The 22999-nt window shown below is 60.8% G+C and carries 24 protein-coding genes and 1 pseudogene; 15 read left to right on the plus strand and 10 right to left on the minus strand.

Translation table 11 applies throughout. The annotated features are described in order from the left end of the window. Positions 1 to 543 (plus strand): annotated as a pseudogene (locus JWS10_RS12375) (ABC transporter permease); the annotation flags it as partial. After that, positions 540 to 1502 carry an ABC transporter permease gene (locus tag JWS10_RS12380; RefSeq protein WP_299507834.1) on the plus strand — a complete coding sequence of 321 codons (963 nt, stop codon included), beginning with the start codon at positions 540 to 542 and terminating at the stop codon, positions 1500 to 1502. The pseudogene JWS10_RS12375 and the gene JWS10_RS12380, both read left to right, overlap by 4 nt. Before the next feature lie 8 nt (positions 1503 to 1510). On the opposite strand, the gene JWS10_RS12385 is transcribed toward JWS10_RS12380, so the two are convergent. Beyond that, on the minus strand, positions 1511 to 1867 hold the full coding sequence (locus JWS10_RS12385) for a transcriptional regulator (RefSeq protein ID WP_299507836.1): 357 nt from the start codon (positions 1865 to 1867) through the stop codon (positions 1511 to 1513). A gap of 97 nt (positions 1868 to 1964) precedes the next feature. Here JWS10_RS12385 and JWS10_RS12390 point away from each other — a divergent pair, with 97 nt between their 5' ends. After that, positions 1965 to 3158 (plus strand): MFS transporter, encoded by a 1194-nt coding sequence (locus JWS10_RS12390; RefSeq protein WP_299507838.1) that lies wholly within the window; start codon positions 1965 to 1967, stop codon positions 3156 to 3158. 29 nt (positions 3159 to 3187) lie between these two features. On the opposite strand, the gene JWS10_RS12395 is transcribed toward JWS10_RS12390, so the two are convergent. Further along, a complete protein-coding gene (locus JWS10_RS12395) occupies positions 3188 to 4105 on the minus strand; it encodes a LysR substrate-binding domain-containing protein (protein WP_299507840.1) in 918 nt (305 codons plus the stop codon). A gap of 127 nt (positions 4106 to 4232) precedes the next feature. Here JWS10_RS12395 and JWS10_RS12400 point away from each other — a divergent pair, with 127 nt between their 5' ends. Next, positions 4233 to 5360 (plus strand): TauD/TfdA family dioxygenase, encoded by a 1128-nt coding sequence (locus JWS10_RS12400; RefSeq protein WP_299507842.1) that lies wholly within the window; start codon positions 4233 to 4235, stop codon positions 5358 to 5360. Positions 5361 to 5465: 105 nt separating this feature from the next. Here JWS10_RS12400 and JWS10_RS12405 read toward each other — a convergent pair whose 3' ends face one another. Both JWS10_RS12405 and phnF read right to left on the minus strand, forming a co-directional pair. Next, positions 5466 to 6608, minus strand: a complete 1143-nt coding sequence (locus JWS10_RS12405; protein ID WP_299507844.1) for a PQQ-dependent sugar dehydrogenase — start codon at positions 6606 to 6608, stop codon at positions 5466 to 5468. 201 nt (positions 6609 to 6809) lie between these two features. Further along, the gene (gene phnF / locus JWS10_RS12410) at positions 6810 to 7529 is read right to left on the minus strand and encodes a phosphonate metabolism transcriptional regulator PhnF (protein WP_299507846.1); all 720 of its coding nucleotides are present in this window, start codon (positions 7527 to 7529) and stop codon (positions 6810 to 6812) included. 89 nt (positions 7530 to 7618) lie between these two features. Here phnF and phnG point away from each other — a divergent pair, with 89 nt between their 5' ends. The 7 genes from phnG to phnN are packed head-to-tail and all read left to right on the plus strand — an operon-like array spanning position 7619 to position 12656. Further along, positions 7619 to 8071 carry a phosphonate C-P lyase system protein PhnG gene (phnG, locus tag JWS10_RS12415; RefSeq protein ID WP_299507853.1) on the plus strand — a complete coding sequence of 151 codons (453 nt, stop codon included), beginning with the start codon at positions 7619 to 7621 and terminating at the stop codon, positions 8069 to 8071. Next, entirely contained in the window at positions 8068 to 8637 is a 570-nt protein-coding gene (phnH, locus tag JWS10_RS12420; RefSeq protein WP_299507856.1) for a phosphonate C-P lyase system protein PhnH, read from the plus strand. Before phnG ends, phnH begins: the two co-directional genes overlap by 4 nt. Continuing rightward, entirely contained in the window at positions 8637 to 9719 is a 1083-nt protein-coding gene (locus JWS10_RS12425) for a carbon-phosphorus lyase complex subunit PhnI (protein ID WP_299507858.1), read from the plus strand. The genes phnH and JWS10_RS12425 overlap by 1 nt, the downstream gene beginning before the upstream one ends. After that, positions 9716 to 10591: an alpha-D-ribose 1-methylphosphonate 5-phosphate C-P-lyase PhnJ gene (locus tag JWS10_RS12430; protein ID WP_299507859.1), complete on the plus strand. Its 876-nt coding sequence runs from the start codon at positions 9716 to 9718 to the stop codon at positions 10589 to 10591. The genes JWS10_RS12425 and JWS10_RS12430 overlap by 4 nt, the downstream gene beginning before the upstream one ends. Positions 10592 to 10596: 5 nt before the next feature. Then, on the plus strand, positions 10597 to 11394 hold the full coding sequence (gene phnK, locus JWS10_RS12435; protein ID WP_299479677.1) for a phosphonate C-P lyase system protein PhnK: 798 nt from the start codon (positions 10597 to 10599) through the stop codon (positions 11392 to 11394). Positions 11395 to 11442: 48 nt separating this feature from the next. Then, positions 11443 to 12126, plus strand: coding sequence for a phosphonate C-P lyase system protein PhnL (phnL, locus tag JWS10_RS12440; protein WP_299507861.1), 684 nt, complete (start codon positions 11443 to 11445; stop codon positions 12124 to 12126). Then, the gene (gene phnN / locus JWS10_RS12445) at positions 12123 to 12656 is read left to right on the plus strand and encodes a phosphonate metabolism protein/1,5-bisphosphokinase (PRPP-forming) PhnN (protein ID WP_299507862.1); all 534 of its coding nucleotides are present in this window, start codon (positions 12123 to 12125) and stop codon (positions 12654 to 12656) included. Before phnL ends, phnN begins: the two co-directional genes overlap by 4 nt. On the opposite strand, the gene JWS10_RS12450 is transcribed toward phnN, so the two are convergent. Further along, positions 12638 to 13324: a DUF1045 domain-containing protein gene (locus JWS10_RS12450; protein WP_299507864.1), complete on the minus strand. Its 687-nt coding sequence runs from the start codon at positions 13322 to 13324 to the stop codon at positions 12638 to 12640. The genes phnN and JWS10_RS12450 overlap by 19 nt on opposite strands. Before the next feature lie 83 nt (positions 13325 to 13407). On the opposite strand from JWS10_RS12450, the gene JWS10_RS12455 reads away from it, so the two are divergent. Then, entirely contained in the window at positions 13408 to 14550 is a 1143-nt protein-coding gene (locus JWS10_RS12455; RefSeq protein ID WP_299507865.1) for an alpha-D-ribose 1-methylphosphonate 5-triphosphate diphosphatase, read from the plus strand. A 2-nt stretch (positions 14551 to 14552) separates the two neighbouring features. Here the strand turns inward: JWS10_RS12455 and JWS10_RS12460 are convergent, their stop codons facing one another. From JWS10_RS12460 to JWS10_RS12480, 5 genes are all read right to left on the minus strand, one after another. Next, positions 14553 to 15206, minus strand: a complete 654-nt coding sequence (locus JWS10_RS12460; protein WP_299479374.1) for a methionine ABC transporter permease — start codon at positions 15204 to 15206, stop codon at positions 14553 to 14555. Beyond that, a complete protein-coding gene (locus JWS10_RS12465; protein ID WP_299507866.1) occupies positions 15187 to 16260 on the minus strand; it encodes an ATP-binding cassette domain-containing protein in 1074 nt (357 codons plus the stop codon). Before JWS10_RS12465 ends, JWS10_RS12460 begins: the two co-directional genes overlap by 20 nt. Before the next feature lie 70 nt (positions 16261 to 16330). Continuing rightward, complete coding sequence (locus JWS10_RS12470) at positions 16331 to 17176, minus strand: MetQ/NlpA family ABC transporter substrate-binding protein (RefSeq protein ID WP_299507868.1); 846 nt, start codon at positions 17174 to 17176, stop codon at positions 16331 to 16333. Between the two features lie 158 nt (positions 17177 to 17334). Then, the gene (gene epsC / locus JWS10_RS12475; protein ID WP_299507870.1) at positions 17335 to 18294 is read right to left on the minus strand and encodes a serine O-acetyltransferase EpsC; all 960 of its coding nucleotides are present in this window, start codon (positions 18292 to 18294) and stop codon (positions 17335 to 17337) included. A 523-nt stretch (positions 18295 to 18817) separates the two neighbouring features. After that, a complete protein-coding gene (locus tag JWS10_RS12480) occupies positions 18818 to 19150 on the minus strand; it encodes a hypothetical protein (protein WP_299507872.1) in 333 nt (110 codons plus the stop codon). 61 nt (positions 19151 to 19211) lie between these two features. Between JWS10_RS12480 and JWS10_RS12485 the strand changes: the two genes are divergently transcribed. From JWS10_RS12485 to JWS10_RS12495, 3 genes are all read left to right on the plus strand, one after another. Next, on the plus strand, positions 19212 to 20810 hold the full coding sequence (locus tag JWS10_RS12485; protein ID WP_299507874.1) for a choline dehydrogenase: 1599 nt from the start codon (positions 19212 to 19214) through the stop codon (positions 20808 to 20810). A 336-nt stretch (positions 20811 to 21146) separates the two neighbouring features. Then, positions 21147 to 22100, plus strand: a complete 954-nt coding sequence (locus JWS10_RS12490) for an aliphatic sulfonate ABC transporter substrate-binding protein (RefSeq protein WP_299507876.1) — start codon at positions 21147 to 21149, stop codon at positions 22098 to 22100. Positions 22101 to 22199: 99 nt separating this feature from the next. Continuing rightward, positions 22200 to 22997, plus strand: coding sequence for an ABC transporter permease subunit (locus tag JWS10_RS12495; protein WP_299507878.1), 798 nt, complete (start codon positions 22200 to 22202; stop codon positions 22995 to 22997). Positions 22998 to 22999 lie beyond the last annotated feature (2 nt).

A 22999-nucleotide genomic window follows, 5' to 3' on the forward strand; every position in this document is an offset into this window, starting at 1 on the left:
GGCGGCCTGACGCTGACCATCCTGCCCGCCCCCAACGGCCCCGCCCCCGATTGGCTGAAAGCAATGGCTGGGGTGTGGAGCTTCCTCCCCCGAGGCATCATCGCCGCCCTGTGGTGGGCGCTCTGCCGCACGCCGTTTCATGCGCAACTGAGGGCCGTAGGCTCTGACGACCGCGCCGCCTATACCGCAGGCGTTCCCGTCACGCTGACCCGCTTTCTGGCCTATGTGCTGACCGGGCTTTTGGCGGGCGCCGCTGGCATGATGTTGACCGCCCTGATCGGCTCGGCAGACCCTAAGGTTGGCGCGAATTATACCCTGATCGCCATCGCAGCCGTCGCTTTGGGCGGCGTCAGTCTCGCAGGCGGGCGCGGTGGCCTGCTAGGGGCTGCCATCGGAGCCATCGACATTTTCCTGCTGCAAAGCCTGCTGACCGCCTTCAACGTCTCAACTTATGTGCTGCAAGTCGCCTATGGCACCATCCTTGTGGTCGCCGTGGTGCTGATCGCCTTGCAAGACCGCAGCGCCAAACGGAGCCACGCATGACCCTTAACCTAGACAGCATCAAGGCCCGCGTGATCGGAGCGTTCGCCGTGGCACTAATGCTGCATGGCATCGGCACTGCCCTGATCCCGGGCTATTCCGCCCCCTTCGCCATCCGCGCCATGCTGGTGATCGCAAGCCTGCTGGCGGTGGCCTCCATCGGCCAAACGCTGGTGGTGATCCTCGGTGGCATTGACCTGTCGATCCCCTTCGTGATGGGTTTCGCCAATGTGGTGGCCGCCCAGCTTTACGGTCAAGGCTGGCATTTTGGGCTGGTCTGCGTCGTGGTCTTCGGCCTCGCCGCGCTGATCGGTGCGTTCAATGGCGCACTCTCGCGTGGGCTGAACCTGCATCCGCTGATCGTCACCCTCGGTGTCGGCATGATCGTGCAGGGCCTCGTGCTGATCTGGACCAAAGGCTTCCCGTCGGGTTCCGCCCCCAAAGCCGTCTCGCAATTCGTCTCCATCGGCGGCTCTTTCGGCCCGCTACCGGTGCCCGCGCTGATCCCTGCCCTACTGATCCTCACCATACTGATCGTGCTGGTGCTAGAGCGCACGCCCTACGGACGCAGGCTCTACGCGCTCGGCTCCAACCCCGGCGCTGCCCCCTACGCGCTGATCAACCCGCTGCGGATATGGACCGTCACCTTCGCCGCCTCATCGGTGTTTGCCGCAATGGCAGGCGTGCTGCTGCTAGGCTTCACCGGCTCGGCCTATGGCGATGTCGGCCAACCCTACCTGTTCCAAACCATCGCCGCTGTGGTGGTCGGTGGCACCGCTTTGGTCGGCGGGCGCGGCAGCTTTATCGGCACCATCGCAGGCGTCTGGGTGCTGACCGAGATCAACACGCTATTGATTGGCTTGAACTTTTCGCCCGCCTCCGTGCAAGCCGCGTTCGGAGCGATCATCCTGCTGCTCGTCTCACTTTACGGTCGCGAACGTCACTTCCGCACGACGGTTTAGCCTGAGGCTCAAGTCAAATCCAAACGCTCACCACTCGGCGCGCTCGACAGTATTGCATCCAACAAGCCCGGAAAGCGATAATCCAGATCCTCGCGGCGCAGGCTAAGCGTTCGCCCTCTGCCCTTCGGCTCGTTGCGTATCACGCCAGCCTCGCGCAGCACCCGCATCAGATGAGATTTCGTGGATTTGGCGATAGTCGGGTCTGTTAGATAACAGCGCGCCATATCGAGCGGCCCCTCGACCAACTGACTGACAATGGCAAGTCGCGCCGGATCGCTCAAAGCGAATAGCACCTGCGAAAGGATCAACTCCTCCCGCGCAGGGTGCGGCAGCTCACCGACTGGAAAAGGTATATTCTCGCTCATGGTTCGAATATAGTTGAACAATCGCCAGATTGGTAGTAGGAAATTGTTCGAAAATAATCGAACAATAACCCGGCATCTGTGCCTTTGTGAGTATTTTATGAAGATCGACACCCCCTATACCGCCAGACATTACGCAGGCTTCGCTATCGTCTTGATCGGGCTGATGCTTATGATGGCCAGTGCCAGCGCGCCTTCGCCGTTTTACCCGGTGCTGCAACGCGACATCGGCTTTTCCGACCCAGTGCTGACCGGGATTTTCGCGGTCTATACGGTGTTTCTGCTGGCGACGCTGCTGACTGCCGGATCGTGTTCTGACCATCTCGGCAGACGTCCGGTGCTGTCTGCGGGCTTTGCCGGGCTGGCGCTGTCGTTGCTGGTTTTTGAGCAAGCCACCACGGTTGAGGGTTTGCTGATGGCCCGCGCAATCCAGGGTATCTCTTGCGCGTTGCTACTCTCCACGCTTTCCGCAACAATCGTCGATCTGGAACCGCCGTCGCATACCGGCATCGCTGCCATCGCCAATTCGGTTATCCCTTTGGTTGGCCTCGCCCTTGGCGCATTGGTTGCCGGCTTCATCATGGGCGTGGCGCAGGCTCCGAAGTTTGATATCTTCGGCACGCTTATTGTGCTTAGCCTTGTGCTCTCGGTTGCCACATGGGCGCTTCCCGAAACCTCACCTCGCCATGAAGGCTTGCTGAAAGCCCTACGTCCTCGTCTGGGATTGCCGCCGCGCGCTCGCGACGCATTCTGGCAAGCCGCACCCGCAATCATCGCAGGTTGGGCAACCGGTGGGCTCTATCTTTCACTCGGCGCGCCAATCGTGTCGCGCATCTTCGGGATACACAGCACCTTGATGCAAGCCTTTGTGGTGACGCTGCTGTCAGGCATGGGCGCGCTTGCTTGCTTTCTGGCCCGCCATCGCAGCCCGCGCCAGATCACCCTCGGCGGCACCGCGGCGCTTTCGATCGGCACCGCGTTGACCCTGATCGGCATGGCGCTGCCGTCACTGCCGCTTTACCTCGTGGCGCTGGCCGTGGCCGGAAAGGGCTTCGGCACCTGCTTTTACGGTGCACTGCGCACGCTGATCCCGCTAAGCGCACCGAATGAGCGTGCCGAACTGTTCGCCTCAATCCTGACGCTCAGCTATATGGCGTTCGGAGCGCCGACTTTGATCGCAGGGCTGCTGTTGCCGCATCTCGGCTTGACCGTAACGGCCGTGGGTTACGGAGTGCTGATCGTTCTGCTGTCGGCCACAGCAGGGTTGCTGCGCAAATATACCGCCACCAACTGAAGTGCTGCTGACAGGTGACAAACCACCTGTCAGCCTTGCACAACGGGCCGTTCACTTCCGGCAAAACCGCTCAGCCAATCGGCCAGCGTGCGCACCGCTGGCTGATCCGCGCGATGCGGTGGGATCACCAGATAGAACGCCTCTTTCGGCTGCAATCGCGGGAAGGGCAGCACCACAAGCCTGCCGCGCCGGATCAGATCAGAGGTGTTGGACTCCCACCCCAGCATCACACCATGCCCATCCAGCGCCGCCTGTGTCGCCTGCACATAATTGGTGAAACTGCGCCCGGTGCCACGCGGCTCTGGCAACCCCACCGCACGCGCATAATCCCGCCAACTCAGCCAACTGTCCTCGCCCGAATTGACATGCAGCAGCGGCAGACTGTCAAACCCCTGCCCGGCTTCCTGCACCCGTTGCCGCAAGCTCGGATGGCAAACCGGCACGACGCTTTCGGCAAACAGGGTCAAAACCCGCCCATCGGTCCAGTTCCCCAAGCCATAACGGATCGCCAGATCGATCCCCGGCGTGATCGGTGGCGTGCCCTGCGCCGTGGTCATCACATTCACCGATACATCGCCATGCGCGCCATAAAACTCGGTCAGTCTGGGCATCAACCAATAAGTCGCCGTGCCCACAGAACAGGCCACCGTCACCGACCCCGGCGACACCCGCTGCATTGCGTGAATTTGCGCGATGGCTTCGGTGATCCGGCCCAAACCCTCTGTCACCGCCCGCTGCAAAATCCGCCCGGCTTCGGTCAACGTTGGTGGTCGCGTGCTACGGTCCAACAGCGGCGCACCGATATGAGTTTCCAGCGACTTGATCGCCTGACTGATCGCAGGCTGCGACACATTCAACTCTGCCGCCGCCCGTTGCGGGCTGCCGCTGCGCAAGACAGCCTCGAACACCGCGAACAACCTCAACGGGGGCAAGCGTTGCGCTGACATCATAATCCCCAAGTTAACTTAAGCACAATTTTTACCGCGTTATAGTTCTCAACGCCAGCGCCTATTGATGCGGATATGGGAGAGTCGACTGCGGGCGAAGCTACGCCCCCATATAGGAAAACACGCTATGAACATCGCAATCGACACTTCGGTGGTTTTGTCTGAAAACGGCCTGACCGTGCAACTCGCTTCAGGCCGCACAGGTTATTTCAACGCCTACTGGCTGCGCGACAACTGCCCGACCTCGTTTGACAGCCAAACCCGTGAGCGCACCTTCGACATTTTCCATCTTGACGCTGCCCCAAAGGCGCAAAGCACCGAGCTTACCGCTGACGGCCTGACCGTGGTGTGGAACGACGGCCACCGCTCCACCTATCCGATGGATTTCCTTGAGCGTTATGCCAAAGGTGAGCGTCGCCAAGACCCAGCCAACCTGCCGCGCCGCGCGTGGTTTAGTGATCACTACGCCAATATCGCCAAGTTTTCGCAGCCCAAACTGCTCGCCGACAAGGCCGAGGTTGCGCGCTGGATCGAAGCTTTGCTGGTTGAAGGTGTCGCAATCGTAACAGACGTGCCCGACAGCGATGAAGGGCTGACCGAAACCGTCCGCCTGATCGGCCACGTCCGCCCGACATTCTTTGGCGAGTTCTTTGACGTGCGCACCCATATCAAGCCGACCAACCTCGCCTACACCGCCAAAGCGTTGGAAATGCACACCGACACCCCGGCGGAAGATCTCGCCCCCGGAATGCAGTTCCTGCACTGCCGCGCCAATAGCGTTGAGGGTGGCCGGAACCTGTTCTTGGATGGCGTCGCGGTCGCCAACGACCTGCGCAAAGAAGACCCCGAGGCGTTCCGCCTGCTGTCCGAAACCCACATCCCCTACTACTGTGAGCATGACCACTACGACGTGCGATCCCTGCAACGTGTGATCGAGCTTGACGAATACGGCGCAGTCACCGGCGTCACCATCAGTCAGCACATGGCCGACATCTTCGATCTGCCACAACAGTTCCTCGACGCCTACTACCCGGCGTTCTGCAAATTTGGCCGCATGTTGCAATCGGACAAATACATGATGCGGTTCCGGCTGAACGCCACCGAATGTATCGTGTTTGACAACCACCGCATCGTGCACGGCCGCGCCGCCTATAGCGCCACCAGTGGCGAGCGTTACCTGCGCGGTTGCTACTCCGACCGGGGCGAGATGCGCAGCACCTACCGCGCCATGGTCAGCGAAAGTCGCTTCAAATGAACCTGCAATCTTGTGCGTCGGGCGATTTTGTCCGGCGCTGACTGTGGAACCTGCGGCTAGATTTGGCCGCAGCCTTCTGCATCCAGATGATCTGGCATGACTGGGTCACTCCCCCGGAGTCAAACGCCGCAATTTCCCGGGGCTAGCGTCTTCCAAAACCCAGACCGCACCGTCAGACGCTACAGCAACGTCACGAATACGCGCGCCCATATCCCAACGGTCAGCTTCATCCGCAGGCCCGCTCCCAAAGCCAACCCGCACCAATGCTTGCACCGCAAGCCCTCCGATCAGACCAGACCCCTTCCACGCCGGAAACAAATCAGCTTCGTAAAACGCAAGCCCCGCAGGCGCGATCACTGGCGTCCAGTAAACCGCAGGCGGCGCAAACTCGGGTCGTGTCTCGTGATCGGGAATGTCCGAGCCGCTATAGTTGTTGCCGTTGGAAACCACTGGCCAGCCATAATTCTGCCCCGGCTCGATCATGTTCAACTCATCCCCGCCCCGCGGCCCCATTTCGTGCAGCCAAAGCTGACCCCTGGCATCAAACGCAAGTCCGTACGGGTTGCGATGGCCAGTCGTCCATGTCTGCGCCTTAACCCCGCCCTCACCCACCATCGGATTGTCATCGGGCGTAGAGCCGTCTAAGCCCAGCCGCAGCACTTTACCGCGCGCCATATCAGGATCTTGGGCGGATTCTGGATCCATGCGATCTCCGACGGTCAGAAACAAATGCGCACCTTGCGGCTCAATGGCGATGATCCCGCCGGGCTGCCCCCTGCCACCGCCCGGGGTCTGCCGCCAGATCGCCGAAAAATCCTCAAGCCGAGCCTCCGCGCCGTCTTCAATAAGCTTGGCGCGGGCAAGGGCCAAGCGTGCGCCGTCAGGGTCTGGCTCCACATAGGTCAGATACACGTAATTGCTTTCAGCGAAATCAGGCGCAATCGCGACGTCAAGCAAGCCGTTTTGACCCGAAGCCGCTACCGCTGGCACCCCCGACACTTCGGTTTTTTCCCCGCTATCCGTCACCAAATACAGCGCACCCGGCTTCTCTGTCACCAACATGCGCTCGTCAGGCAAAAACGCCAACGCCCATGGTGTGTTAAACTCGGCAACCGTCTGGCTTTGAAACGGCCGCGTCGTACTGGCCGCGAGCGCGCCCGCGTTGACGCTTTGAGCATCCGCATCGGACACAGCGAAATTCGCGATGGCAACCAGTGCCGTACCCAGGATCAATCTGCTGCTTGGCATCTTTGCCTCCAATCATATCCTCAAGGCCAGCCAATTGCGTGGCCTCGCAGGCAAGCTAGGGCGGGCGCAAGAATTGTCCAAGAAAACCCGATCAGACAGATTTCCGCTCCAATCAAGATTTCGGCTCCTTAAGCAATGCAATGAACGACACGCGCTGATCACATCTTGGCGGACAAACGCCTACGCGTCGTTGCATGTGCCCTAAGCCAACTGCTCACCCGGCACGGTCAATGTCACCCGCTCTCCGGCGAACCAAGTCGTGCCAAACTCCACCGGAACCCCGGCCAGATCAACGTTCACTGCGACCGACCGCAACACCGAAGCACCCGTCGTCAGCCGCAGATGCAGCGCCAGCAGCGGATCAGCCGAAACAGCGGTGATCGCAGTGCTGGCGCGCGTGTAATCCGCCAGCCCAAGCTCCGCCAAAGCCGCCGTAATCGACTGCAACCGTCCCATAACGTCGAGTAGCCCCGCAAACCGTGCCGCCGGAAACACTGAACGAAACACCGCCAACGGCGCCGCATCCGCAAACGATAACCCCTCAATCACATGCACCAGCGCGCCCGGTTGCAACGCCAAAGCCGCCGTCTCGCGCGCGTCCGCCGCACAGGTCTCAAGCCGCAAAATCTGCCGTGACGGCGTGCGCCCCGACGCCATCACATTCTGATGAAACCGCACCCTGCGCCCCAGCGCATATTCCGTCGGCGTGGCAGTCACAAACACCCCCGCCCCGCGCCTGCTATGCACAGTGCCTGCCGCCACCAGCGCCGCGATCGCGTGGCGCACGGTATGCCGATTGACCCCAAACCGCGCCGCCAACTCTGCTTCAGTCGGTAACTTGTCACCCGGACCGTAGCGATTGGCCGAGATTTCACCCGACAGCGTGTCGGCAATGGATTTCCAAATCGCGAGCCGAGTCATTGTTACGAAAACTTCACGTGCATTTTGTCCACCTCGGGCATAATAATTTGTCTAGTTGTATAGAAGCTCCGCTAGATGTCGAGATTGAAATGATCGTACACCCCGCCCCACAGCCAACGGATCGCAAGGCGTGGATGGGCCTGCTGGCCCGCGCCAAGCCAGCACATCTGGCGACGCTGTTCCCGCAACTTCCGCCGCATGATTTCCTGCGCGCGCCTGAAATCGGCGCTGTGATGGTGCGCGGGCGGATTGGCGGCACCGGTCAGCCGTTCAATTTGGGCGAGATGACGGTAACACGCTGCGCGCTACGGCTTGGCTCGGGCACCGTTGGGCATGGTCATGTGCAGGGGCGCGACAAAGCCCATGCCACCCGCGCCGCCGTGCTGGATGCGTTGTTGCAAACCGATCAAGCCGCCGCTTTGCAGATCAGCGTTTTGCAGCCCTTGGCGGAAGGCGAGGCGCAGCGTCGCGCCACGCGGGCCGCCAAAGCCGCCGCCACCCGCGTTGAGTTTTTCACCCTAGTGCGCGGAGAAGATCAATGAACCCCGATGCTCTGCTGGGCGGCTTTGCCGACGCCCCCCTACAATCCGCCCGCGCCTTTCGTGGCACGCTTGAGGCTCTGGCCCGACCCGGCGAAATCCGTGAGGTGACGGGCGCTATGCCTCCGGCCCCGCTGTCTGTCGCCGCAGGTGTGCTGCTGCTGATCCTTTGCGATGGCACAACGTCGGTGCATTTGGCGGGCGCGTATGACTGCGCCGCCTTGCGCGATTGGATCACTTTTCACTGTGGCGCGCCGCTGATGGCAGCCGAGGATGCAATGTTTGCCGTCGGCGATTGGGACGCCTTGCAGCCTGTGACGCGCTTCGCAGTAGGCCAGCCCGACTATCCGGATCGCTCGGCCACCCTAATCATCGAAATGCCCGATCTTTCCCCACAAGGCCAACGCCTGACCGGCCCCGGCATCGCCACTTCGGCGCAGTTGTCTCTGCCCGAAACCGCAGCCTTCCGCGCCAATCGCACCCTGTTCCCGCTCGGCTTCGATGCCTTTCTGACCTGCGGAACCCAAGTCGCTGGCCTGCCCCGCTCAACCATCGTGGAGGAAAGCTGATGTATGTTGCGGTAAAAGGCGGTGAGCGGGCGATTGACAATGCCCATGCGTGGCTGGCCGAAGAGCGGCGCGGCGATACGACGGTTTCGGAACTGTCGGTGGCGCAAATCCGCGAGCAACTGGCGCTGGCGGTCAACCGCGTGATGGCCGAAGGCTCGCTCTACGATCCAGATCTGGCGGCTTTGGCGATCAAACAAGCGCGCGGCGATCTGATTGAGGCGATCTTTCTCATCCGCGCCTACCGCACCACCCTGCCGCGTTTGGGCGCCTCCCTCCCGGTCAAAACTGAAGAAATGGCGGTGATCCGGCGGGTTTCCGCAACCTTCAAAGACCTTCCCGGTGGCCAGATCCTTGGCCCGACTTTTGATTACACCCACCGACTGCTCGATTTCAAACTGGCCGCAGAGGGCGAGGTTCCCGCCGCTCCGACAGCGCCCGCTAGCACCGCGCCCGTACCGCATGTCACCGAGTTTCTCAACCGCGAGGGCATGATTGAAACCGAACCGACAGGCGACGCCCAGCCTGCCGATCTGACCCGCGAGCCGATGGAGTTGCCCGCAAACCGCGCCCTGCGTCTGCAAGCCATCACGCGCGGCGATGAGGGGTTTATCCTGTCGATGGCATATTCAACCCAGCGCGGCTACGGGCGCACCCATGCTTTCGTGGGTGAGTTGCGCATCGGCACGGTGGCGGTCGAAATGGACATCCCCGAATTGGGCTTCGCCGTGGAAATTGGCGAGATTGAGCTGACCGAATGCGAAACCGTCAACCAGTTCAAAGGCAGCAAAACCGTGGCCCCGCAGTTTACCCGCGGTTACGGCTTGGTGTTCGGGCAAACCGAGCGCAAGGCGATTGCGATGTCTCTGGTGGATCGGTCCTTGCGATGGGCGGAACTGGGTGAAGACTACACCGGCGCCCCGGCGCAGGATGAAGAGTTCGTGTTGATGCACGCAGATAACGTGCAGGCAACTGGCTTTCTCGAACACATCAAGCTGCCGCATTACGTTGATTTTCAATCGGAACTGGAATTGGTGCGCCGTCTGCGCGCCGAGGTTTTTGCCACACAAGAGGCTGCGGAATGACCGATCAGGCTTACAACTTCGCCTATCTCGACGAGCAAACCAAGCGAATGATCCGCCGTGCGATCCTGAAGGGCATTGCAGTGCCGGGTTATCAAGTGCCCTTCGCCAGCCGGGAAATGCCAATGCCTTACGGTTGGGGCACTGGCGGCGTGCAGGTGACTGCCGCTTGTCTGACGCCCGAGGATACGCTGAAAGTCATCGACCAAGGTGCCGATGACACCACCAACGCCGTCTCAATCCGCAAATTCTTCCAGCGCACCGCCGGGGTGGCCGTTACCGAAGCCACAGCCGAGGCCAGCATTATCCAGACCCGCCACCGCATCCCCGAAGCGACGCTGACCGAGGGCCAAATCTTGGTTTATCAAGTGCCGATCCCCGAACCGCTGCGGTTTCTGGAACCCCGCGAAACCGAAACCCGCAAGATGCACGAGCTTGAAGAATACGGCCTGATGCACGTCAAACTATACGAGGATATCGCGCGGCACGGCACCATCGCCACCGCCTACGCTTATCCGGTGAAGGTTGAAGGCCGCTATGTGATGGACCCGTCGCCAATCCCAAAGTTTGACAACCCGAAACTGTCAAACTCCGCCGCGATCCAACTGTTCGGCGCGGGGCGTGAGCAGCGGATTTACGCGCTGCCACCCTACACCCATGTGGTGAGCCTCGATTTTGACGATCACCCGTTTGTGCCCTCTAAAGCCCCGCATGACTGCGATCTGTGCGCTGCCTCTGACAGCTACCTCGATGAGGTGATCACCGACGATCAGGGCGGCCGGATGTTTGTCTGCTCCGACACCGATTTCTGCCGAACCCGACGTGAGGCCGGGCATCTCGGCCCCTTGGGTGTGCCGATGCAGGAGACTGTGTGATGGGAATGCTAAATCTCAACCTAACCGCCGAAACCGATCAGCCGCTGCTGTCGGTGCAAGGGCTGACCAAGCGTTACGGCGCGCGGATTGGCTGCGCCGACGTGTCGTTTGATCTGTTTCCCGGCGAAGTCCTGGGAATCGTCGGCGAAAGCGGCTCGGGCAAGTCAACGCTGCTGTCCTGCCTTGCGGGTCATATGCCCCCCGATCAGGGCAGCGTGATCTTTCAAACGGCGCAAGGCCCGCGCGATACCGTGACGATGGCCGAGGCTGACCGCCGCCGCATGGCGCGCACCGACTGGGCTTTCGTGCATCAAAACCCGCGCGATGGTTTGCGGATGGGCGTATCTGCGGGCGGCAATGTGGGCGAGCGTTTGATGGCAATCGGCGCGCGGCATTACGGCGATATCCGCGACAAGGCGATTGATTGGCTCGGCCGCGTAGAGATTGCCGCCGACCGCATCGACGACCGCCCGCGCGCGTTTTCCGGCGGTATGCAGCAACGCCTGCAAATCGCCCGCAATCTGGTGACCGGCCCGCGCCTTGTGTTCATGGACGAACCCACGGGTGGGCTGGATGTGTCGGTTCAGGCGCGGCTCCTTGATCTGCTGCGCGGCCTTGTGCGCGATATGGGACTTTCGGCGATCATCGTCACGCATGATCTGGCGGTGGTGCGGCTGCTGGCGGATCGGCTGATGGTGATGAAGAGCGGTCATGTGGTGGAACAAGGGCTGACCGATCAGGTGCTTGACGATCCGCAGCACGCCTACACGCAGCTGCTGGTTTCTTCCGTGTTGCAGGTCTGATCCGATGCCAGCCTCCATCCCGATTTTCTTTAAACGAGAGCCCACACTATGATCGAAATTCGTGACCTTGCGAAAAGCTTTACGCTGCACAATCAGGGCGCTGCGGTGCTCCCGGTGATGGCGAATGCAAACCTGCATGTGCGTCCCGGCGAATGTGTCGGCTTGATTGGCGCGTCAGGTGCGGGCAAATCGACGCTGATGCGGATGGTTTGGGGCAATTATCTCGCGGCGTCTGGCATGATCCGGGTCGGCACGCTGGACGTTGCACAAGCAGCCCCGCGCCAGATCATCCAACTTCGGCGCAAGACGCTGGGCTATGTCAGCCAGTTCCTCCGCGTCGTGCCGCGTGTGCCAACGATTGAGGTGGTGGCCGAGCCGCTCTTGAACCTCGGCGTCCCCGCCGATCAGGCCCGCGACCGCGCCGCCAGTCTTTTGACGCGGTTGAATATCCCCGAACGCCTGTGGAACCTGTCACCCACTACCTTTTCCGGCGGCGAACAGCAGCGCGTCAATATCGCACGCGGCTTCGCGTATCCCTACCCCGCGCTGTTGCTGGATGAACCCACCGCCAGCTTGGATGCGGTAAATGGGGCGGTGGTGCTGGATTTGATCGCAGAAGCCAAGGCGCGCGGCGCTGCAATCTTGGGGATCTTCCATGATGAGGCCGCCCGTGCGCAAGTCTGCGATCGGGTGGTCGATGTCCGCGATTTCACCCCAAAAGTTGCCGCATGACCGGCCATTTGTTCCTTGTGGTGGGTGCCTCGGGTGTCGGCAAAGACACCCTGCTCGCTGGGGCCAAAGCCGCCGATCCAACACTGCATTGGGCGCGGCGCGTCATCACTCGGCCATCAACCGATACCGGCGAGCCGTTTGAAGGTGTCACCCCGCCAGAGTTCCAACAGCGTTTGGCCGCAGATGAGTTTGCCCTGCACTGGCAAGCGCACGGCCTGAGCTACGGCGTGCCAAAGCGTGAAGTCGCATCCTTAAGCGAAGGCGGCACCGTTCTGGTCAACGGCTCTCGCGGGGCATTAACCGCGGCGCTGACGGCCTTCCCTGACCTCACGGTAATCCGCATCTCCGCACCCTCAGATGTGCTCGCCGAACGCCTTGCCGCACGGGGCCGTGAAACCCGCGCCGAAATCACTGCCCGTCTTGACCGCGCCAGCTACGAGTTGCCCGAAGGCACCCGCGTTGTCGATATCCGCAACACCGGCACCCCGGCGCAAGGCGTAGCCCAACTGCTTCAAGCACTCAGGGAGTAACGGTGCAGCAGATGGAATTGCCCGCGATCATCCTCGCCAAACAAACACAGATCATCCAGCCTGAACGGTCGCGGCAGCACGGCTTTGATATGCGCAAGCGCCGCCCGAGTGACGGCAGCAAGCTCGGCATCAGCCAGCGTCCCGGTCAGCGTCAAATGAAACCGAAACTGTTCCATCACATAGGGATAGCCGTAAATCGCCAGCAATTCGCGCTGCCGCACAGTCAGGCTATCGGGCTTACGGCGGGCGATCTCTGGCGGGCTCAAAGCCGCACGACACGGCTCCAGCAAACCCACTACCTCAGCCGCCAAAGCTTGCAATGGCGCGAGATCCCCTTGCGGCACCAAGGCCAGAAAGCCCTGCAGATTGACCATCTCCAACCCCGCCATCACCAGCGGATGCAGTCTGGCGGCAACGCTTGCAACAGCGTTGCTCAGATCATCGAAGCTGACGCCATCCGCCAGCCGAAACGGCGGTTTCAGCGTGCCGTGAAAGCCGTATTTGCGCGGCTCGGCTGTGATATTTGCCAAGCTGCGTGGCAACGCCACGGCTGGCTGCCCAACAGCACAACCCTTCTGCGCATCCCAACCCAGCCATGCCGCAGCGGCCTCGGCAAAAGCCCCCGCCTTTGGCGCGTAATAGACAGCGTATCGCTTCATATTTTCCATAACCGCCGCCGATACCCGGGTTTTGTCACACCGCTGTGACAGAATTTCGCCATTCCCTCCTGACCATAACGAAAGCCGCCCCCATGTCCCAGACCATCCTTGCCAATGCCACTCTGGTCTTGCCGAACGAAGTTATCCACGGCGCGATCCGGCTGGAAAATGGCGTGATCACCGCCATCGACCACGGCACTTCGGTGTCCGTAGGCGCTGTGAATTGCGAAGGCGATCTGGTGATGCCGGGGCTGATTGAGTTGCACACCGACAACCTCGAACGCCATATCGAGCCGCGCCCAAAGGTCAACTGGCCACATGCCAGCGCCATCATCGCCCATGACGCCGAACTTGCCAGCACCGGCATCACCACAGTGTTTGATGCGCTGCGGGTTGGCTCGATCACTTCAAGCAAAAAGGGCGACCTTGGCGAATACGCCCGCACTTTGGCCAATGAAATCCTAGACCTGCGCAATAAAGGTGCGTTGCGGATCAGCCATTTCCTGCATCTGCGCGCCGAAGTTTGCTCTGAAACCCTCATTGCAGAACTGGCGAAGTTTGGCCCGGAAGATCGCATCGGCATTGTCAGCCTGATGGATCACACCCCCGGTCAACGCCAGTTTCGCGACCTTACCCAACTCCGCGCCTATGTTTGCGGCAAACACGGGCTGTCGGAGTCTGAGTTTGAAAGCCATGTCGCCGAGCAAGTCTCCATCTCGACCCGGCTTGGCCAAGCCCACGAAGCCGCAGCGGTGTCCGAGGCCAGACGCTTTGGCGCAGTGCTCGCCAGCCACGACGATACTACCGCCGAACAGGTCGCAACCTCGGCCCGACACGGCGCGCATTTTGCCGAGTTCCCCACCACGCTGGAGGCCGCAACCGCCTGCCGCGCGCTTGGCATCAAGGTGATGATGGGTGCGCCCAACCTGATCCGCGGTGGTTCCCATTCCGGCAACGTCGCCGCACACCGTCTGGCCGAGGCCGATCTGCTCGATATCGTCTCGTCCGATTACGTGCCGTCGGCGCTGCTGTCAGCCGCCCTGCTGCTCGGTGATCTGTGGGGCGATGTAGCCCGCGGTGTCCGCACAGTTACCGCCGCACCAGCGCAAGCCGTGGGCCTGACCGACCGAGGCTCGCTGGAAATAGGTGCCCGCGCCGACGTCATCCGCGTTGCCCGCGTTGCCAATTCGGCAGCCCTGCGCGGCACTTGGGTGCACGGCAACCGCGTGGGCTAAGCCTAGCGGTGGTCGATCCGTCGCGTGAGCCAATCGCCAAATGCCTGCAAGCCGCAGACCATAACGATCAGCACAATGACGACGGCGACCATCACCGCCGTCTCAAACCGCTGATAGCCGTAGCGAATGGCAATATCGCCCAAGCCACCCGCGCCGACCGCCCCCGCCATCGCGGATGCGCCGATCAACGTCACCAGCGTCACCGTGAAGCCCGACACGATCCCGGGCAAAGCCTCTGGCACCAGCACTTCGCGCAAAATCGTCCAGCGGTTCGCTCCCATAGCGCGGGCCGCGTCGATCAGCCCACGATCCACCTCACGCAGCGACACCTCAGCGATGCGGGCGAAATAAGGCGTGGCGGCAATCGTCAGCGGCACAATCGCCGCCGCAATTCCAATCGCAGAGCCGACCAACAACCGAGTGAACGGGATCACCGCCACCAGCAGAATGATGAACGGCACCGACCGCAGCGCGTTGACGATGCCGCCCAGAACCCGGTTGACGCTCAGGTTCTCAAATATCCCACCCCGGTCGGTTGTCACCAGCACCAAGGCAAGCGGCAAGCCCAACAGGAACGACAAAGCACCAGAAACCCCGGTCATCACCGTGGTTTCCCACAGCCCCTTCAGCAACAGCTCAAACATCTGCTGGGACATAGCCAAGCACCTCCAAACCAACGGAAATCGGCGAAAGCGCCGCCAAAACCTGCGCCAGCTTCGCAGCATCTGCGGTCCCCAGAGCAATGAACATCCGACCATAAGGCTCGCCCTGCACATCGTTCAAACCGCCATGCAGCAACCGCGCCGGTTGGCCGGTAATCTCGGCAATCCGTGACAATATTGGCAACCGAGCCTGCGGCCCGTAAACGTCCAGCCGCAGCAAAGCCTGCGCGCCTAAGGGCCTAACCAAAGCCATCAGGTCGCCAGGCAAACTCGGCGACAACCCGCGCACCAAGGCTCGCGTAACCTCGGTCTGTGGTGAGGCCAAAACCCGCGCCACCGCGCCTTCTTCGACCACGCGGCCACCGTCCAGCACGACGACCCTGTGCGCAATCTGCCGCACCACTTCAATCTCATGCGTGATCATTAAAACCGTCAACCCCAGATCTCGGTTGACCCGCGCCAACAGACCCAAAATCGACCCGGTGGTTTCCGGGTCCAAGGCCGAGGTTGCCTCATCCGACAACAGCAAAACCGGCTCGGGTGCCAATGCCCGCGCTATCCCCACCCGTTGCTTCTGCCCGCCCGAAAGCTGCGCCGGATAGGCTTGCGCCTTATCCGCCAGCCCTACCAAATCGAGCAATTCCATCACCCGCTTGCGCCGCACCTCTGTCCCCTGCCCCGCAATCTTCAACGGCAGCGCGACATTCTCGGCCACGGTTTTGGCCGACAACAGGTTGAAGTGCTGAAATATCATCCCGATCCGACGGCGGATCGGCTGCAAAGCGCGCTCGTCCAGATCGGTAATATCCTGCCCGCCAATCACCACCCGCCCCGCTTGCGGCTTATCCAAACCATTCAGAACACGGATCAGCGTCGATTTGCCCGCACCGGATCGCCCGATCAGCCCAACAATCTCACCGCGCTTGATCGACAGGTTGATGTCATGCAAAGCCACCGCCGCGCCAAAGCTGCGGCTGACACCCTGCAGCCCAACGCTTTCTGGCGCGACATTTTCTGACAGTCGCTCAATCTCAATTAGCGCATTCATCGCAAGCCGTTTTCTGCAAATGGAAAAGACGGGGCACAATCTGCGCCCCGCCAAAGTGATGTCATCAAGCTTACCAGGCCGAAATGCCAGTGCCTTTGTAAACCTTGTCAAACTCGGTTTTCACCGCATCGTTCTGATACGACGCGACCAATTCCTTAACCCAAGCCTCATCCTTGCGATCGGTCTTCACCGCGATGAAGTTGTTGTACGGATTGTCCTTCACAGCTTCCTGCGCAATGCGATCAGTCTCTGGCACCAGCCCCGATTTCAGCGCCCAGTCGGTGTTCACCACCGCAGCATCCAGATCTTCGATCGCACGACCGACGACGCCCGCATCAAGTTCTTTGATCTCAAGGTTCTTCGGGTTCTCGGTAACATCCGCCGCGGTTGCCAAAATCCCCGCACCGTCGCGCAGTTTGATCAAGCCTTGCGAGGCCAACACGTTCAGCGCCCGGCCCGCATTGGCCGGATCGTTCGGAATCCCGACAATCGCGCCATCCGGCAGTTCGGCAACCGAGTGATATTTCTTCGAATAAAGCCCAATCGGCCAAACCGCAGTCAAACCAACTTGGCTGATCGTATAGCCATGTGCTGCGATCTGCGCATCCAGATAGGGCTGGTGCTGAAACGCGTTGGCGTCAACCTCGCCGTTCTGCAACGCTTCATTCGGCTGGGTGTAATCGTTGAACACCACCAGTTCCAGATCAAGCCCCTTGGCCTTGGCTTGCTCGGCTGCCACCGCCCAAACCGCTTCATCTTCACCACCCATGATGCCGACCTTGATTTTGGTATTCTCGGCAAACGCCGCCGTAGACAGCATCCCCGCCAGCACCGCCCCGGATAGGGCCAAAGCTGCACGACGGGTCAGGTTAGACAAGTTCAACGACATGATCTTCTCCGAGGGTATCAATTTCATTTCGCTTTCAGAGGCTTCCGAGGCGATGCCCAATAATCGACTAATCTAGTAGATATTTGCAACCTCAAGCTGGAGAAAGCTTTGCCTATTTTTTCGGCGGACAAAGAACGAAGTTATCGCATTTCGCTGCAGCGCAGTAAAACTGCTCTGCGCAGCCATTATGCCGAAATGCGCACCACCTGCCGCTCCACCCCGGTGAGTCGGGCTTGCGATACCATTGCCCCTGCGGCGACGTCTTCGGTGATCCAGACATTGCCACCGATCACAGCACCCTGCCCGATGGTGACACGGCCCAGAATCGTCGCACCCGAGTAAATCACCACATCATCCTCGACAATCGGATGCCGTGGCAGCCCCTTGATCGCGGCACCGCTGGCATCGGTCGGAAAGCTTTTCGCGCCCAAGGTCACTGCCTGAAACAACTGCACCCGCTCGCCAATAATGGCGGTCGCCCCGATAACCACACCAGTGCCGTGATCGACAAAGAAGCTGCCGCCAATCTCGGCACCCGGATGAATATCAATGCCGGTGGCACTATGCGCCAATTCCGCGATCAACCGCGCCAACAACGGCGCGCCCAGCCGATACAGCCGGTGCGCGATGCGGTGATGGATCATGCACTGGATACCGGGATAGCAGAGCAACACCTCATCGGCGCTGCGAGCCGCAGGGTCAGCCGCAAAAGCCGCGACAATATCACTGTCGAGCAAGCGGCGAATATCCCCCAACGCCGCCGCAAAGCTGCGGGTAATCTGAAGCGCCGCCGCATCCGGGTCAGGCAGGTCTTGGCCGACATGGCGCACCGCCCATTGCAGCTCCAGCTTCACCTGCGCCAACAAATCATGCAGCACCGTATCGAGCGTGTGGCTCACATAACCATTCTCGGTTTCTGGCTGCAAATCAGGCGGCCCGAGCCGCATCGGAAACAGCGCCCCGCGCAAGCCTTCCATGATGCCCGCAATCTGCTCACGCGAGGGCAATTCGCGCCCCCCCGCCTCGGCAGTAACGCCCTGACTACGCCGCCAATCCCGGCGCACTTCGGCCAGATCTTCGACGATTTGACCCAAGTCGAATAGCACCGCGTCCTGCGCCTCCGAGACCATCACATTGCGAACCATCTACAAATCCTCAAAGATTTGCCGCACCATAGCGCCGCGTTCAACTTGCAAAAGCTGCGAATAACGCAGACACTGCCAAACCGGCAAAAACGCAATGCGCTCACTGTGCAAGGCCGATAAAACGGTAACTTTCTTCTAGCCCGTCACCCGCCTGTTGCAGAGCCACGGCTGCATCGGCCCGAAACCCGGCGCAAACCCGCTGCACTTCCACACAAGATCGCTATCCATCCAACGCAAACCACCATCACCAGCAGCACGTATCTTCTCTCCCGCACCGCCTCGCAGCGTCTGCGTTCTCCAAACCCACCCCAGTTTAGAATTCCCCTCCAGCCCAAAACCGTGCAGAGTAAACACGATATCTTCAGTCGTGTAATACAACAACCTGCACTGGTGGATTCCGCTATGACCTATCCGATGACCTATCGCCATTTCACCCGCGCGTCCGAACAGGCACGCACAACGGATGAAGCTTTGCTGCATCTCACCCGCCAAGCTGCGGCGTCACTGGCCGGTCTTGCGCTGATCACCCTGCAAACCCACTACGATATGGCGGCCTTCCAACTGCGCGGCCTGCTGCAACCAGATCGAAGCCCTGCCCGCCGCCGACCTGCCCGACTCCGATCAGGATTGCGCGGTCCTGCTGTGGCGTCTGCAGGTCTTCGACCAACGCTGCGACACGCATTTCCTGACTGGCCTGCCCAACCTCACCGCTTGGGCCAATCGCCTGCTGGCACATGAAAGCACCGCCCATCTGCGCGCGCCTCTCGTCGCCACACATTTCATCTCGCAGCAGCGCCATCTCGGCGGCTTGCTCACAAATCCTCAACGCGATCAACTCTGGCACCCGGTCTGCCATGCGTGTTAGCCAAGGCTTGCAACCCAAGCGAGCCTGTTAACAAGTTGCCAGAGAGACGCCGATGAATGAGCTGACCGCCGATTACATCATCATCGGCGCAGGCTCGTCTGGCTGCGTCATAGCCAATCGCCTGAGCGCAAATCCCAACACCAGCGTTATTTTGCTCGAAGCCGGTGGCCGTGACTGGAACCCGTGGATTCACATCCCGGTCGGCTATTTCAAAACCATGCACAACCCGGCGACCGACTGGTGCTACACGACCGAGCCCGACCCCGGCCTGAACAACCGCAAATTGGCATGGCCGCGTGGCAAGGTGCTCGGCGGCTCGTCCTCGATCAACGGCCTGCTTTATGTGCGTGGCCAGCCGCAAGATTACGACCACTGGCGGCAACTCGGCAACACCGGCTGGGGCTGGGATGATGTCAAACCGCTGTTCCTGCGCTCTGAACGGCAAGAACGTGGTGCTAACGACTATCACGGCGCCGATGGCACGCTTTCGGTGTCCGATCCAAAACTGTCGCGCGCGATCTGTGATGCTTGGGTGCAGGCCGCGCAAACCGCAGGCTACCCGTTCAACGCCGATTTCAACGGTGCCAGCCAAGAAGGCGTTGGCTATTTCCAACTGACCACCCAAAACGGCCGCCGTTGTAGTGCCGCCACCGCCTTCCTGAAACCAGCCCGCCACCGCCCCAATCTGCGCATCATCACCCGCGCTCAAGTGCAGCGGCTGGCTATCGAAAACCGCCGCGTCACAGGCGTTCACTACCGCGACGCCTCGGGCACCGAGCATCTGATCAAAGCCAACCGCGAAGTCATCCTAAGCGCCGGAGCCATCGGCTCCCCGCAAATCCTGATGCTGTCCGGCATAGGCGAGGCCGCCCACCTGCGCGGCCAAGGCATTGAAGTCGTTGCCGATCTGCCCGGAGTTGGCCGCAACCTGCAAGACCATCTGCAAGCCCGCCTTGTGTTCACCTGCCACGAGCCTACGCTGAACAACGAAGCCCGCAACCCGCTGCACAAGCTCGCGATGGCCGCGCAATATGCATGGAATCGCTCCGGCCCAATGGCGATGGCCGCGAGCCTCGCCACCGGGTTTCTGCGCACCGCCCCGCATCTGGAAACCCCGGATATCCAATTTCGCATCCAACCGTGGTCCGCCGACAGCCCCGGCGAAGGCGTGCATCCGTTCTCGGCTTTCACCATGTCGGTCTGCCAGTTGCGCCCCGAAAGCCGTGGTGAAATTCGCCTGAAATCGCCCAACCCAATGGATCATCCGCTGATCCAGCCGAACTATCTCGCCACCAGAACCGATCAGCAAACCCTTGTCGAAGGCATCAAAATCGCCCGCCATATCGCTGGCTTGAACCCGCTACGCAGCAAAATCTCGGGTGAACTCCGCCCCGGCCCGAACGCCACCGATGATGCCGCCCTGCTCGATTGGGCGCGCAACACCGCCACCACGATTTACCATCCCGTTGGCACCTGCAAAATGGGCGACGACTCGCAAGCCGTCGTCAACCATCGCCTGCAAGTCCACGGCATCGAAAATTTGCGAATCGCAGATTGCTCGATCATGCCGAGCATCATTTCCGGCAACACCAACGCCCCCGCCATAATGATCGGTGAAAAATTAAGCGATCTGCTGCGAGCGGGGATTTAACCGCCGCGATCTTGCGCGTTTCAGCCTGCTAAAATTGCGCGCCAAACAGTTGACAGAACGCGTTTTGCATCGCCCTCGGGGAATTTTATTCCCCACTTTTAACATGGCGAGCCGCTTGACTCCCTCCCTCTGCCTATAACTGTCATTGAAAAACAACCGCTTAGCTTGCACCCTCCAGTCAAAGCAAAAAGCCCAAGTCCACCCCCACTCGCACCGCCCCATTCCACGAAAAACCTAGCATCGCCCACAATATCTACTAATCTGATCGAGATTTAGCGCATCGACACCTTCACCAGCCAATTCGCCATCCGCTGATGGCACAGGGAGACACCGACAATGCTGCTTTCCAGACGGGCTTTTGGCGCAAGCGCCTTGCTTCTCACCACGGCTTTCGCCTTTTCCGCCCATGCCGAAAAGGTCACCACGCTGAAGATCGGCTACCAGAAAACCAACCTTCCGGTCGTCGCCAAACAGTTGGGCCTGATCGAAAAAGCCCTTGAACCACAAGGCGTTGCGGTTGAATGGGTTGAGTTCGCCGCTGGCCCGCCCTTGGTCGAAGCCCTGAACGTCGGCGCGATCCACCTTGGTTGGACCGGCGACGCCCCGCCGATTTTCGGCCAATCCGCAGGTTCCGCCATCGTCTATGTCGCGGCCCTGCCGTCGAACGGCGACGGTGAGGCGGTGTTCACGAAATCCGACAGCGGCATCAAAACCATCGCCGATCTGAAGGGCAAAAAGGTTGGCGTCGGCAAAGGCACCAGCGCGCACAACCTGCTCGTCGCGGCGCTTGAGGCCAATGGTCTGAAGCTGTCCGATATCGAAGTCGTCTACCTCGGCCCAGCCGATGCCGCCGCCGCTTTCGCCTCGGATGCTATCGTCGCGTGGTCCGTCTGGGATCCCTTCTTCGCCATCGCCGAAACCAAATATCAACCGACCATTCTGGCGAAGTCTTCCGACGTGCTGAAGGTTAACACCTACTTCCTCGCCAACCGCGATTTCGCCGCCGATGCCGACAACGCCGCCGTGATCACCACGACGATTGCCGCACTTGGCGAAGCCGCCACTTGGGCCGACGCCAACCGTGATAAGGTGGCCGAAACCGTCGCCGAAGTCACCGGCGTGCCGATTGAGGCGCAAACCCTCGCCGTCAACCGCGCGAAGTTCGGCATCTACCCGATCACGCCGGAAATCATCGCGGGCCAACAAGCCACCGCCGACCGCTTCTTCGGGCTTGGCCTGATCCCCACAGCGGTGAAAATCTCGGACGCGATCTGGACCGCCCCGAACTGATCCTGCTCCCAAACCAATGGCGGCTTGACCCAACGGGCCGAGCCGCCACATTGCATAAGGCCCACCGATGCGCCCACATTTCTTGATCGGATCGCCCAAATGACCGCCCTTCAAGCCCGCTTTGGCGCAGCAATCGGCTGGCTGTTGCCCGTCGTAATCCTTCTGATCTGGGAAGCCCTCTCCCGCGCTGGCATCATCACCGAAAACGTCCTCCCCGCCCCCACCGAAGTTTTCGCCGCCTTCCTGCGCGTGCTGAAATCCGGCGATCTCGCGCGCAACATCGGCGTCAGCGCGTGGCGCGCCTTAACCGGCCTCGCCATCGGCGGCAGCATCGGTTTCGCCTTGGGCCTCGCCAACGGATTGTCGCTGCTCAGCCGCAATCTGACCGACACCACCCTGCAAATGGTCCGCAACATTCCACACCTTGCCTTGATCCCACTGGTCATCCTGTGGTTCGGCATTGACGAAGGTGCCAAGCTTTTCCTCGTCGCCCTCGGGGTGTTTTTCCCGATCTATGTCAACACCTTGCTCGGCATCCAGACCGTTGACCCGCAACTGATCGAAATGGGCCGCACCTACGGCATGGACCGCCGCGCGCTGTTCCTGCGGGTGATCTTGCCCGGAGCATTGCCCTCGATCTTCGTCGGCCTGCGCTATGCTTTGGGCATCATGTGGCTGACGCTGATCGTCGCCGAAACCATCTCGGCCTCCTCCGGTTTGGGCTATATGGCGATGCAGGCGCGCGAGTTTCTGATGATCGACGTGGTCGTGCTTTCCATCCTGATCTACGCCCTCTTGGGCAAACTCGCCGACAGCTTCGTGCGCGTGCTCGAACGGCTTTGCCTGCAATGGCACCCGGCTTTCCAAAAAACCGCTCAACAACCTGCGAGGACATAAGC

This window comes from Cypionkella sp. (genome assembly GCF_028290025.1).
Classification (GTDB): domain Bacteria; phylum Pseudomonadota; class Alphaproteobacteria; order Rhodobacterales; family Rhodobacteraceae; genus Cypionkella.